Annotated in this window: 9 protein-coding genes; 2 read left to right on the top strand and 7 right to left on the bottom strand. The window is 62.1% G+C overall.

Annotated elements, in window-relative coordinates; translation table 11 throughout:
• Window positions 1–7 precede the first annotated feature (7 nt).
• The 3 genes from EM6_RS03020 to alr all read right to left on the bottom strand — a co-directional run bounded on the left by EM6_RS03020 (window position 8) and on the right by alr (window position 4266).
• A complete protein-coding gene (locus tag EM6_RS03020) occupies window positions 8–1765 on the bottom strand; it encodes a DUF885 domain-containing protein (RefSeq protein ID WP_126420241.1) in 1758 nt (585 codons plus the stop codon).
• Between the two features lie 110 nt (window positions 1766–1875).
• Entirely contained in the window at window positions 1876–3132 is a 1257-nt protein-coding gene (locus EM6_RS03025) for a D-amino acid dehydrogenase (RefSeq protein WP_126420243.1), read from the bottom strand.
• A 3-nt stretch (window positions 3133–3135) separates the two neighbouring features.
• Window positions 3136–4266: an alanine racemase gene (gene alr, locus EM6_RS03030; RefSeq protein ID WP_126420245.1), complete on the bottom strand. Its 1131-nt coding sequence runs from the start codon at window positions 4264–4266 to the stop codon at window positions 3136–3138.
• A gap of 129 nt (window positions 4267–4395) precedes the next feature.
• On the opposite strand from alr, the gene EM6_RS03035 reads away from it, so the two are divergent.
• Window positions 4396–4848 carry an Lrp/AsnC family transcriptional regulator gene (locus tag EM6_RS03035; protein WP_013478781.1) on the top strand — a complete coding sequence of 151 codons (453 nt, stop codon included), beginning with the start codon at window positions 4396–4398 and terminating at the stop codon, window positions 4846–4848.
• Here the strand turns inward: EM6_RS03035 and EM6_RS03040 are convergent, their stop codons facing one another.
• From EM6_RS03040 to EM6_RS03055, 4 genes are all read right to left on the bottom strand, one after another.
• Window positions 4849–5856, bottom strand: a complete 1008-nt coding sequence (locus tag EM6_RS03040) for a family 43 glycosylhydrolase (protein ID WP_197723585.1) — start codon at window positions 5854–5856, stop codon at window positions 4849–4851.
• 133 nt (window positions 5857–5989) lie between these two features.
• Entirely contained in the window at window positions 5990–7507 is a 1518-nt protein-coding gene (locus tag EM6_RS03045) for an efflux transporter outer membrane subunit (protein ID WP_232037079.1), read from the bottom strand.
• On the bottom strand, window positions 7507–10731 hold the full coding sequence (locus EM6_RS03050) for an efflux RND transporter permease subunit (RefSeq protein WP_126420247.1): 3225 nt from the start codon (window positions 10729–10731) through the stop codon (window positions 7507–7509). The genes EM6_RS03045 and EM6_RS03050 overlap by 1 nt, the downstream gene beginning before the upstream one ends.
• A gap of 187 nt (window positions 10732–10918) precedes the next feature.
• Window positions 10919–12121 (bottom strand): efflux RND transporter periplasmic adaptor subunit, encoded by a 1203-nt coding sequence (locus EM6_RS03055; RefSeq protein WP_126420249.1) that lies wholly within the window; start codon window positions 12119–12121, stop codon window positions 10919–10921.
• Window positions 12122–12399: 278 nt separating this feature from the next.
• On the opposite strand from EM6_RS03055, the gene EM6_RS03060 reads away from it, so the two are divergent.
• Window positions 12400–13125 (top strand): TetR/AcrR family transcriptional regulator, encoded by a 726-nt coding sequence (locus EM6_RS03060; RefSeq protein ID WP_126420251.1) that lies wholly within the window; start codon window positions 12400–12402, stop codon window positions 13123–13125.

Raw genomic sequence — 13125 nt, forward strand, 5'->3', positions numbered from 1 at the left:
AGATTGATTATTCGTCCTTATACGGACTGGTGCCGCCGCGCGCGATAAAGCGGTCCACGGCCTGTTCCATTACCGGCAGGGGCACGGAGCCCAGCTCCAGAACCGTGTCGTGGAAGGCGCGGATATCGAACTTCTCACCAAGCGCCGCTTCGGCCTTGGCGCGGGCCTTCCAGATGGCCATTTCGCCCAGATAGTAGCTGAGCGCCTGACCCGGCCAGGCGATATAGCGATCCACCTCGGTGGTGATTTCATGCTCCGACAGGGCGGTGTTTTCACGCAGGAAATCGAGCGCCTGATCGCGCGTCCAGCCCTTGGCGTGCATGCCGGTATCGACCACCAGACGCGCCGCACGCCACATCTGATAGCTCAGCATACCAAAGCGCTCATAGGGCGTCTGATACATGCCCATCTCGACGCCCAGTCGCTCGGAATAGAGCGCCCAGCCTTCGCCATAGGCCGAGATGTAGCCGCTTTGACGGAAGGGCGGCAGGCCCTTGTTTTCCATGGCCAGCGGCATCTGGAAGGCATGACCCGGCGCCGATTCGTGTAGCGTCAGCGCCATGACCGAATAGAGCGGGCGCGACGGCAGATTATAGGTATTGACCCAGTAGCCGCCGGGTCCACCGCGTCCGCTGGTGTAGAAGGGGGCGATTTCCGGCGCCACGGGGATGATGGCAAAGCGCATCCGCGGCAGACGACCGAAATAGTCACCGGCCTTGCCGTCGAACATCTTGGCAGCCCAGGCCGAACGGTCGAGCAGTTCCTGCGGCGTCTTGGCATAGAATTGCGGATCGGTGCGCAGGAAGGTCAGGAAGGCCTTGAGATCCCCCTTGAACCCAACCTCTTTCATCACGGAGTCCATTTCGCCGCGAATCTTGGCGACCTCATCGAGGCCGATCTGATGAATCTGGTCCGGCGTCAGGGTGAGGGTGGTGTATTCGTAGATCTGCGCCTGATAGAAGTTGCGGCCATCCGGCAGATCGATAGCGGCGATGGAGGTCGTCGCCTTGGGCGTATATTCGCCATTGAGGAAGGTCAGCACGCTCTGGTGCGCCGGAATGACGCTTTTCTGGATGGCCTCAAGGCCGAGTTTTTTCAGTTCGGCCTGTTTGTCGGCAGGAATAGTCGCCGGGAAGTGCTTGAACGGCTTATAGAAGGGGTTGGCTTCACCTTTGGCCTCGATTACCTGCGTCAGCGAGACATCGCGGCCTTGCAGCGAGACGCGCGGCAGGGTGAAACCCCGCTTGAGGCCAGAGCGCATATTGTCGATATTCTGACCGAAATAGCGCGGCATGTCGCCCAGCGTCTTGATATAGTTGCGATAATCCGCCTCGCTGCGGAAGGTGCCGCTCGCAATATAACCCAGATCAGACCAGAAGGAGGTATCACCGGCCACCGGGCGCTCATAGAGCTTGTACACCTGAGCATTGATCAGGGTCTCGATCTGAAAGCGATAGACGCGATAATTGTCAGCGTCCTTTTCCGACAACTTGCTGATGTCGATGGCATCCAGTTGCTTAAGCACAGTCTGCCAGTAGGCCAGTTTTTTGTCCTGAGCCGCCTTTGAGACGTCGGGCAGGCCGCCAGCCCGCTGATCAGCGGGCGTGTCTTCATTGGCCGCCGACTGCTTGCCGCGCCATTCCCATTCCGTTTTATAGATGGTCTCGAACTTCGCCTGAACCGCCGGGTCTACCTCGGCGCAGACGGGCAGGGCGGAGGTGGCGAGAATGACAGACAGGGCGGTGGCGCGCAGAAGGGCTTTCATGAGATCACTCTGTGAGGCGTGGCGATGTCAAAATGTATACCGTATAATTTGAGCTTGGCAATCCGAGTTATACCGTAACAGCGAATTTAACCGCACCTGCTTAGGGGGTCTCAGGCGGCGTAACGCTCAAGGCTCAGATCATGCGTTTCAATGTCCGGGGTCTGACCGCTGATCAGGTCCGCCAGCACCTTGCCCGAACCGCAGGACATGGTCCAGCCCAAGGTGCCATGCCCGGTATTGAGCCACAGATTGCCATAGCGCGTCGGGCCGATGATCGGCGTGCCGTCCGGTGTCATCGGGCGCAGGCCCGACCACAGGTTCGGGTGATTGAGGTCGCCCGCGCCGCCAAACAGGTCTTCGACGACGTATTTCAGCGTGTTGAGACGCGCTTCGGGCAGATCTTTTGAAAAACCGGCAATCTCAGCCATGCCGCCGACGCGGATGCGCGTGCCCAAGCGCGTGATGGCCACCTTGTGCGCTTCATCCATTACGGTGGACACAGGGGCGCGGTGTTCATCAATGATGGACAGGGTCAGGGAATAGCCCTTGACTGGATAAACCGGCACGTCCAGACTCAGCGGTTGCAGGAAGGCGGGCGTATAGCTACCCAAGGCCGCCACAAACAGATCGGCTTCGATATCGCCTTCGGCGGTCTGCACCGCCTTGATACGTTCGCCGTCGCGGACCAGCCCGCGCAGATCAACACCGTAGCGGAACACCACACCCGCTGCCTCAGCTTTTTCAGACAAGGCATTGGTAAATTTGAAACAATCGCCGGTTTCGTCATTGGGCAGACGTAAGCCACCGACGATCTTGTGACGTGAGGCCGCGAGCCCTGGTTCGGCGGCGACACAGCCGTCGGTATCGAGCAGTTCAAACGGCACGCCGCCGTCTTTCAGCACCTGAATATCCTTGGCGAGGCCGTCGATCTGCTTTTGCGTGCGAAAGACTTCCAGTGTGCCTTGCGTGCGTTCGTCATAGCGGATGCCGATGTCTTGCCGCAGCGCCATCAGGCAGTCGCGGCTGTATTCGGCGACGCGCACCATGCGGCCCTTGTTGCGCTTGTAACTCGCGCTATTGCAGTTCATCAGCATCTGCCACATCCAGCGCACGGCCTTCGGGTCGAGATTGGGGCGGATGATCAGCGGCGCGTGGTTCATGAACAGCCAGCGCAGCGCCTTTTGCGGGATGCCGGGTGCCGCCCACGGCGAAGAATAGCCGGGCGAAATTTCTCCGGCATTGGCAAACGAGGTTTCCAGCGCCGGGCCGGGCTGACGGTCGATGACCGTGACCTCATGCCCGGCCTGACGCAGATACCAGGCCGAAGTGACGCCGATGACTCCGGCCCCCAGAACGACGATCTTCATGCCTCAGCCCTCCGCTGCGATGAGGTGACGGTGATACCGCGGACCCAACTGGGTCAGGATTTCGTAGGCGATGGTGCCGGCGGCGGCTGCCACATCGTCCAGCGACTGATGTGGACCGATCAGTTCGACAAAATCGCTGGCCTTCAGCGCGCCTTCGGGCAGGGCATCAATGTCGATAATGATCGAGTCCATCGACACGCGGCCGATAAAGGGTAAACGCACGCCCTTGAAATAGACCGCGCCCTGATCGCCCAACCGGCGCGGCAGGCCGTCGGCATAGCCCGCCGACAGGGTGGCCAGACGTTTGGGCGCGTCGGTCACCACCGTGCCGCCATAGCCGATGCGCGTCCCGGCGGGGACGCTGCGTGTCTGGATGACGGCCAGATCGAGCGCAATGACCGGCTGCATCGGATTGGGCCGCTCAAGGTGCGGCGCGGCCCCGTACAGGGCAATGCCGGGACGACACAGATCGGCGTGGTATTCCGCCCCCAGAAACAGCCCGCCGGAATTGGCAAAGCACAAAGGCGTATCGGGAAACAGGCGCGAGGCTAACTCAAAGGCTTCCAGTTGCTGGCCATTGGCCGGACTGGCAGGCTCATCGGCGCAGGCCAGATGGCTCATCAGATAGTCAATGCGCACGCCCTCAAGACGCTCAGGCGTGTGGGCCAGCGCCTTAAGGTCTTCGGGCATAAAACCCAGACGCGACATGCCGGTATCAACCTGCAACAGGGCGGGCAGGGTCTGACCCGTCTGGCGCGCCACATCGCCCCAGGCGTCGAGCTGTTCGGGGCAGTTGAGTACAGGGATCAGCCCGGCTGCGGCGGCGCGGGCTTCGCTGCCCGGCGTCAACCCGTTCAGCACATAGAGCGCGGCATCGGAGGGCAGATGCGGGCGGAGTTCGAGCGCTTCGCGCGTCAGGGCCACGAAGAAATGGCGGCAACCGGCGGCGTAAAGGGTGTCTGTCACCGCAGTGACGCCCAGACCATAGGCATCGGCCTTGACCACGGCACTGACCGGGGTCGGCGCCGCCAACTGACACAGTTTGAGATAGTTGGCTTTCAGAGCGCCGAGATGGACACGCAGAATGCCGCCTGCGCCGTTTGCCAAAGCCTCATTCGCCAGAACCTGATCCATGCCGCCATCCCTCCGCTAATAACGAGAAGATTAACGCAAGGATCGTCGAATGTTCGTGCTATTTGACGTGATTAGTTCATATATGTGTCATATGTCGCAATAATTGCTCGCTTTTCGAAAGAATCTGTCATGCGCCCTCTCGATGCGGTGGACCGCAGCCTGATCCGGCTTCTCCGGCTCAATGCGCGGATGAGCAATGCCCGACTGGCCGCCGAGGTAGGTCTGTCGCCTTCGGCCTGCCTGCGGCGGATTCAATTGCTGGAAAAGAGTGGTGTCATCCGCGGCTATACCGCCCTGATCGGCGAAGAGGTCGAAGGCGAGCCCATCGCCGTTATTATCCGCATCTCGCTGGAACGGCAGAGCGAGGGGACGCTCAGGCGCTTTGAGGCAGCGGTGCGCCGCTATCCGGAAATCCGCGAGTGCCTGCTGATGACCGGGGATGCCGACTATGTGCTGCGCGTTGATATTGCCGACGCCCGCGAATTCGAGCGCATCCACACCGAGGTGCTGTCAAAGCTCCCCGGTGTGCAGCGTATCCATTCCAGCTTTTCGATCCGCAACGTACTGGCGCGGGCGGTCTGACTATTTCGGCGGCGTCAGCCGCGCATCGACCGGCGCATTGCGATCGACCGTCAGCCAGCCATCGGGGCCGATCTTCAGTTCGGCGACCTGAATGACGGTGCGCTGACCGTATTTGGGGTCGGTCGCCGCTTCCGGTGCCTTATACTGGTGTACGAAGTAATAGATCAGGGCGCGGCCCTTATTGACCAGCACATCGGGATGCTGGCCCTTGTCGTTATCGGTCGCCTGCGTGCCCGGCTGTTCCAGCAGGCGGTTGGGTTGTGGCGTCCAGGTCTTCAGATCATCGGATCGCAGAACCATCAGCCCCTTCCACACATCGGCGATCAGCCAGTAATGGCCGCCGAACTGAAACACCTTCGGTCCTTCGGCATTGGTGTCGATGACCGGATCGGGCTGACGCACCCATGATTTGAGGTCCGGGCTTTCCAGCACGAACAGGCGGCTGCCCTTGCGCTCGTCCTTGAACCACAGGCGATAAAGGCCGTCTTTCTGGATGACGCTGGCGTCAATCGCGCGGTCGGTCCCCAGTTCCAGTCGCTCACCGCAGGTCCAGTTTTTCAGGTCCGGGCTGGTCAGGTGGACGATGAAGCGCCCGGCCTTCCAGTCCTTGAAAACGCCCGGCACGACCGTCAGCCACATATGATAGGTGCCGTTATCGGCATAGACTTCCGGGGCCCACAGGGTTTCGCCCGTGCACGCCAGCGGGATATCGGCCTTGCCCTGATAGGCCCAGTTCACGCCGTCTTTCGAGGTCGCTACCCCGATGGGCGTGCCATGCACCCACGATACGTCGCCATCGGGCGTTTTCAGCGTGGCGCGGCGGTTGGTGTAGAACATCTTCCAGTCCCTGGCCGCGCGGTCGTAGATGATCGACACATCCGCTGCCCCGTCATAGACCGGATCGCGGTACAGGGGCTTTGGCGCAATGGACGACGCCTCAGTGTGGGGCAGGGCGGCGCAGCCCGCCAGCGACAGGGCCATGAGGGCAAGACTGAGGCGCGTTTTCATCGACGTTTCCCTTTCGTTATTTGTCCGACTTATAGAGTAAATGCGTTCAATTCCAAGCGTTATCGCGCATAAAAAACGCCTGCCGAGCGGGTTGGCAGGCGTTACAGTCAGGAATAGCCCAGCTTACCCCGGCTTATACGGTCCAGTCGCCGCCCAAAGCCCGGATCAGGCGCACGGTTGCCTGATATTGCTGGGCGCGCACCTGAAGATCCTGACGACGGATGCGCAGATAGGAGCGCTGGGCATCCAGCACCTCAAGCTGCGACACATAGCCGTGCCTGTAGCGCGCCTGCGACAGGTCGAGCGCCCGGCGCGCCGCCGCCAGAGCCGTGGCTTGGGTCTCGGCTTCGCCGGTCAGGCCGTCTATGTCCGACAGGGCGTTTTCGACGTCGCCAAAGGCCACCAGAACCGACTGACGATACTGCGCAAAGGCAATGGCCAGATCACCCTGCGCCAGCTCAACGCCGGCCTTGCGCTGGCCGCCGTCGAAAATCGCCTGCGCCACAATGGCGGTGAGCGACCAGTTGCGTGCCCCTTCGGAGAAGATGTCCGACAGCTCGTTCGACGCGCCCCCGGCAGAGGCGGTCAGGCTGAGGCGCGGGAACCACGCCGCCCTGGCGATGCCGACGCGCTTCTGGGCGGCCTGCATGGCCTTTTCGGCGGCGGTGACGTCCGGGCGGCGCGTCAGAAGCTCGGACGGCAGCCCCGCCGGGATCAGCGACACGGCCCCGGCCCAGGGCTGTGCCTCCCACGACTTGGCCTCGACGCGGAAGGTCGAAGGCAGGTCGCCAACCAGCAGACTCAGGGCGTTTTCGACCCGCGCCCGCTGACGATTTAGCGCCTTTAGCTCGGCTGCCGTCGTCGCGACCTCGGTTTGCAGACGCACCACGTCCAGTTCGGCGACATCACCGGCCGCATAACGGTTTTGCGTGACGCTAAGCGTGCCCTGATAGGTCTCCAGAGTTTCGGCCACGATGGCGCGGTCCTCATCGAGGGCGCGCAGGGCGAAATAGGTTTCGGCCACCGCGCCTTGAACCAGCAGTTGCGCCCATTTCGCAGTGTCCTCGGCGGCAGAGGCGTCGAGCGTTGCCGCCTGCGTTGCCTTCGACAGACGACCCGTCAGATCGACCTCATAGCCGAGGTCTAGACCGGCCGCGTGCAGGGTCGAGGCCTTGGGCGACTGTCCTGTTTGCGAGGCGCGCGAGGATTGCAGCCCGGCGCTGACCTGCGGCAACTGCACGGCACGGGCCTGACGGATCAGGGCGCGGGCCTGCTGCACGCGGGCGGCGGCGATGGCCACGTCCGTATTGCGGGTCATGGCACGCGCTTCGAGATCGTCGAGCACCGGGTCACCGAAGATCAGCCAGAAGGCGTCGGCCGTCTGGGCCAGAGGCGGCGCAGTGGTCTCGGTTGTGGCCGGGGCCTTGAAGGCCGCGGGCGGGGTGAGGCCCGCGTCCTGCGTCAGGGGGGCGGTAGCGCAACCCGTCAGGAGAAGGGCAGCAAAGGTAAGAGGGATGACTCCAAAGCGTGACCAGTCACGCTTTGGCAAGGCCGACTGGCCGCCCGAGGCTTTGTGCTCAGAGAGCGAAGCGTTAGCACGCTTCGATGGGCGAGGAGCCCCGCGGCGTTTGAGCGATAAAAATGGGGACATTAATGTGCCTCCGGATGTGAGTTCAGCGTGGCGGTGCTCGGCGCGGGGTCGATCCCTTCGTGGCCGGACTCATCGGGGTGGGTATGGGCCTTGAGCGGGCGATTGCCGGTCAGGGCGCGCAGGGTGACGTAGAAGACGGGCGTCAGGAACAGGCCGAAAACGGTGGCCCCGATCATGCCGGCAAAGACAGCCACACCCATGGCGTGACGCATTTCCGAACCGGCTCCGTGCGCCAGCACCAGAGGCAGGACGCCCATGATGAAGGCGATCGAGGTCATCAGGATCGGGCGCAGACGCAGGCGGCTGGCCTCAATGGCGGCCTGTAGCGGCTTGTGTCCGGCCAGTTCCAGCTCGCGGGCAAATTCCACGATCAGGATGGCGTTCTTGGCCGACAGCCCCACCAGAACGAACAGGCCGATCTGGGTGAAGATGTTATTGTCGCCGCCCGAAATCCACACGCCGGTGATGGCCGCCAGCAGACCCATGGGGACGATCAGCAGGATCGATAGCGGCAGGACCAGACTTTCGTACTGCGCCGCCAGCACAAGGAAGACGAGCAGGATGACCAGCGGGAAGATGATGGCCGAGGAGTCGCCCGCCAGAATCTGTTGATAGGTCAGGTCGGTCCATTCGTACTCGATCCCCGGTGGCAGGACTTCGGCGGCGATTTTGGCGGCGGCGGCTTCGGCCTGACCGGACGAGAAGCCGGGGGCGGGCCCACCATTGATGTCGGCGGCCAGATAACCGTTGTAACGGGTGGCGTTGACCGGCCCGAAGGACGGTTCGACTTTCAGAAGCGCCGAAAGGGGGATCATTTCGCCGCTGCTGGCGCGCACCTTGAGCTGACCGATGTCTTCCGGGCGGGCGCGATAGGGCGCATCGGCCTGAAGACGGACGGAATAGGTGCGGCCGAACTTGTTGAAGTCATTGACGTACATTGAGCCGAGATAGATCTGCATGGTGTCGAAGACATCCTGCACATTGACGCCGAGCTGACGGGCCTTGACGCGATCAATGTCGGCATAGACCTGCGGCACATTGATTTGATAGTTGGAGAAGACGCCGACCAGTTCCTTGGTCTGATAGGCCTTGGCGACGAAGGCCTTGGTGGCCTGATCAAGCGCTTCGGGCCCAAGCGCGCCGCGATCCTGAAGCTGAAGCTTGAAGCCGCCCGTGGTGCCGAGGCCGAGGATCGGCGGCGGCGGGAAGACGACGACATAGGCGTCGCCAATGCCCAGAAACTTCTGGTTCAGCGCACCGGCAATGGTGCCGGCATCGAGGTGGTTTTTGCCGCGTTCCTCAAACGAGTCGAGCGCCAGAAACACCACCGCCGAGTTGGAGGCGAGGGTAAAACCGTTGATCGACAGGCCGGGGAAGGCGAGCGCGTCCTTTACGCCGTCCTGCTTCATGGCGATATCGGTCATGGCGCGCGCGGCGGTTTCGGTGCGGTCGAGCGTTGCGCCGTCGGGAAGCTGCACCATGCCGACCAGATACTGCTTGTCCTGCGCCGGGATAAAGCCGGTGGGGACGGTCCTGAACATGAACGTGGTGGCGAGCACCAGCACCGCGTAGACGCCCAGCATCAGGGCCTTGCGCGAAATGATGCCGCCCAGACCCCTGCCGTAGTTTTCCGACGACCGGTGGAAGAAGCGGTTGAAAAGGCGGAAGAAGCCGCCCAGCCAGTGGTCCATGAAGCGAGTCAGCGCGTCCTTCTTGGCGTGGTGGTCCTTGAGCAGGAGCGCCGCCAGAGCCGGGGACAGGGTGAGGGAGTTGATGGCCGAGATGACGGTTGAGATGGCGATGGTCAGCGAGAACTGACGGTAGAACTGACCCGACAGGCCGGTGATGAAGGCCAGCGGCACGAAGACCGCGACCAGCACCAGTGCGATGGCGATGATCGGGCCGGAGACTTCGCGCATGGCCTGATAAGTGGCTTCCTTGGGCGATTTGCCGGCTTCGATATTGCGCTCGACGTTTTCGACGACGACGATCGCGTCATCGACGACGATACCGATGGCCAGAACGAGGCCGAACAGGGTCAGGGCGTTGATCGAGAAGCCGAAGGCGTGCATGACGGCGAAGGTGCCGATGACGGATACGGGCACGGCCAGCAGCGGGATGATCGAGGCGCGCCAGGTCTGAAGGAAGACGATGACGACGATCACCACCAGCAGGATGGCTTCGAGCAGGGTGTGGATCACCGAGTCGATGGATTCCTGCACATATTCCGTGGTGTCGTAGGCGATGCGGTATTCTACGCCTTCGGGCATGGTCTTCTGAAGCTCGGCCATCGCCTTTTTGACGTCGGCAGACACCTTCAGCGAATTGGCCCCGGCCTGTTCAAAGATGGGGATGCCGACGGCCTTCTGATTGTTCAGCAACGAGCGTAGCGAATAGTCAGCGGCCCCCAGTTCAACGCGGGCCACGTCGCCCAGATAGGTGACGGCGCCGTTATCGGAGCGGACAATGATGTTGCGGAAGTCCTCTTCGGTTTTCAGGCGACCCTGCGCATTGACCGACATCTGAAGCGTGATGTCGGGTTGTCCGGGCGAGGCTCCGACGATACCGGCGGCGGCCTGTACGTTTTCGCCGCGCACGGCATTGGCGACGTCCGACGCCGACAGACCGCGTTCAGCGACCTTTTGCGGGTCAAGCCAGATCCGCATGGAATATTCGCCGCCGCCGAACATCTGGATGGGGGCGACGCCTTCGATCTTTTGCAGACGGTCCTTGACGTGGATCAGGGCGTAGTTGCGCAGATAGTTTTCGTCATAGCGGCCATTGGGCGAGACAAGGTGCACGACCAGCGGCAGGGAGGACTGGCTTTTTTGCGTGGTGACGCCCAGCGCCCGCACGTCTGCGGGCAGGCGGGCCTCGGCCTGAGACACCCGGTTTTGCACCATCTGCTGCGCCAGGTCGGGATTGGTGCCCAGCTTGAAGGTGAGGGTCAGGGTCATCTGCCCGTCGGAGGTCGAGGCCGAGGACATGTAGATCATGTCTTCGGTGCCGGTGAGGGCTTCTTCGATGGGGGTGGCGACGGTTTCAGCGATGACGGCGGGGCTTGCCCCCGGATAGACGGCACGCACCACCACCTGCGGCGGCACGACTTCCGGGTATTCGGAGACAGGCAGGGTACGCAGGCTGAGGAGCCCGAACACCACGATAAGCAGCGACAGCACACCGGCGAAGATCGGCCTGTCGATGAAGAATTTTGAGAGGTTCATAAGTGCCCCCTTATGGGCGGACGGGAAAAGATTGCGGCGCAGGCACGCCCTCCTCCCTGTGCCGCAGGCATGGGGAGGTGGATTTTGACGCGAAGCGGCAAAAGACGGAGGGGATTACGCCAAAGGTTTCAGCGAAATCAGGCTTTGGGCGGTATCCCCCCATCGCTGCGCGACAGGGAGGAGATTTTTACGCGTTCGGCTTGGGCGTGGCGTCGATGACCGGACGGGCGGCGATCAGTTGCGGCGCGACGACCGTACCCGGCCGCAGGGCCTGAAGCCCCGACATCACCACGCGATCACCGGGTTTCAGCCCCGCTGTGACCACCTTCTGACCGTCGATCGTGCCACCCAACTGGACTTCGCGGTATTCGACCGCATTGCCCTTGCCCACCACATAGACGAAGCGCTTGGACTGATCGGTGCCGATGGCCACTTCGTTGATCAGTATGGCCGGCTTGGCCGTGGCCTCCCCCAGCTTGACGCGCACAAACTGACCGGGGATCAGCTTGCCGTCGGTATTGGCGAAGACGGCGCGGGCACGCACGGTGCCGGACTGGCTGTCGAACTGATTGTCGATCAGTTGCAGGTGCCCGCTCAGCGGTTCGGAACCGTTATCCAGTTCCAGCTTCACCGGCACCTTGCCAAATTCCGCCCCGTTGAGATCGGCCAGCGTGCGGTTGATCACCTCTTCATTGGCATCGAAGCTGGCATAGATGGGCGAGACCGACACCAGGGTCGTCAGCACGGCCGAACCGGGGCCGGAGGCGACCAGATTGCCCTGCGTGATTTCGATCTTACCCACGCGACCCGAAACCGGCGCACGGACCTGCGTATAGGAGAGGTTGAGATTGGCCGATTGCAGCACGGCCTGCGCGGCGGCGAGGTCGGCTTCGGCGCTGCGCAGGGCATTGATGCGGGTTTCGGCCTCGGATTGTGAGATGGCACGTTCCGTCAGCAGGCGTTCGGCACGGCTGTTTTCCGAGCGTGCCAGCGTGAGGCGCGCTTCAGCGGCCTGCACCTGTGCGCGGGCGCGCGCAACCTCAGCGGCGTAGGGTGCCGGGTCGATGGTCACCAGAAGCTGGCCTTCCCGAACGAAGGCGCCTTCGCGGAAATGGATGGCCTTCACGGCACCGGAGACGCGCGAGCGGATTTCAACGCGCTCCACCGCTTCCAGACGACCGGAGAAGGAGACCCAGCCGCTGACGGTCTGTTCTTCGATGAGTGCCACCTTGACGGGAATAGCCTGCGGGGCGGCGGCGGTGGCCTGAGCGTCTGCTTTGGAGGTCAGGGCGTAGATACCGAAGGCCCCCACGCTCAGGGTGGCGATAGCAGCGGCGGTCAGGAGCGCCTGACGCGGCGCGCGCCGGTAAAGATCGGACGGGGTCAACATGCGGGTCACCTTTGGGGAGAAAGGGAAAAGAAAGGGAAGCGGCGCCGGGAACAGCCCTTGAACCGGAGCCGCAGACATCCATTTATGTACTGTTTCGCAAATTAATAGAGGCTTGGGCAAATTTTTGTGCGAATTGGTACAAAAATTTGTCAGCAGTCGCGTAAGGGAGGCGAAATCTTCAGGACAAGACGGCAGATATGACATCTGCGTGTCGGGGACTGGCAGCAGGGGAGCGGACACGCTACATAGGGGGCAGTAAAAGGAGTAATCGTGTTGCCATGGTGCACCAGCCTTACGAGACGCTGATCCATAAGAGCGAGGCCTTAGAGGCCGACGCTGTGGCGCTGGCTCTGCCCGAAGTCTGTGGCGATCAGGCGCTGGAGGCGAGCGCCTGCTGTAAGCGTCCGCGTGGGCGTCCGCGTGCCTATGACCCCGATCTGGTGCTGAAAAAGGCCTTGCATGTGTTCTGGCAAAAAGGCTTTGCCGCGACCTCTCTCGACGATCTGGTAGAAGCGACGGGCGTCAACCGCCCCAGCCTCTATGCTGGCTTTGGGGATAAGGAAGCGCTCTATCTCAAATCCATGCAAAGTTATCGTCAGCGTATCAGCGAGCAACTGGATACGGTGCTAAGCTGCAACGGGCAGGGCGATAGCCTAAGCACCATTGTCGGGCGCTATTTCGATATCATGATCGGCACCTATACCGGTCAGAGCGAACACCCGCTGGGCTGTGCCTTCATGTGCACGGCGCTCAACGAAGCGCCGCAGCACGAGTCGATTCTGGAAATGCTGCAAAACACCATCGAAGAGTTCGATGTGCGTTTCGAGCGCTTCTTTACCGATGCTCAGACCTATGGCTGTCTGGATGCGCATCATGACCCGAAGGTACTAGCTCAGATGATCGGCGGCATCACCGCCAATCTGGGGGTGCGCGCCCGTGCCGGGGCATCGGCCGACGAATTGCGCCTCATCGCCAAGAACACGACGCGGATGCTGTTCGGGTAA

Source organism: Asticcacaulis excentricus, assembly GCF_003966695.1.
Lineage (GTDB): Bacteria > Pseudomonadota > Alphaproteobacteria > Caulobacterales > Caulobacteraceae > Asticcacaulis > Asticcacaulis excentricus_A.

What these genes read in the sequence shown, in the direction of transcription:
- EM6_RS03020 (WP_126420241.1), bottom strand. Translation starts at nt 1,765, where the DNA reads ATGAAAGCCCTTCTGCGCGCCACCGCCCTGTCTGTCATTCTCGCCACC.
- EM6_RS03025 (WP_126420243.1), bottom strand. Translation starts at nt 3,132, where the DNA reads ATGAAGATCGTCGTTCTGGGGGCCGGAGTCATCGGCGTCACTTCGGCC.
- alr (WP_126420245.1), bottom strand. Translation starts at nt 4,266, where the DNA reads ATGGATCAGGTTCTGGCGAATGAGGCTTTGGCAAACGGCGCAGGCGGC.
- EM6_RS03035 (WP_013478781.1), top strand. Translation starts at nt 4,396, where the DNA reads ATGCGCCCTCTCGATGCGGTGGACCGCAGCCTGATCCGGCTTCTCCGG.
- EM6_RS03040 (WP_197723585.1), bottom strand. Translation starts at nt 5,856, where the DNA reads ATGAAAACGCGCCTCAGTCTTGCCCTCATGGCCCTGTCGCTGGCGGGC.
- EM6_RS03045 (WP_232037079.1), bottom strand. Translation starts at nt 7,507, where the DNA reads ATGTCCCCATTTTTATCGCTCAAACGCCGCGGGGCTCCTCGCCCATCG.
- EM6_RS03050 (WP_126420247.1), bottom strand. Translation starts at nt 10,731, where the DNA reads ATGAACCTCTCAAAATTCTTCATCGACAGGCCGATCTTCGCCGGTGTG.
- EM6_RS03055 (WP_126420249.1), bottom strand. Translation starts at nt 12,121, where the DNA reads ATGTTGACCCCGTCCGATCTTTACCGGCGCGCGCCGCGTCAGGCGCTC.
- EM6_RS03060 (WP_126420251.1), top strand. Translation starts at nt 12,400, where the DNA reads ATGGTGCACCAGCCTTACGAGACGCTGATCCATAAGAGCGAGGCCTTA.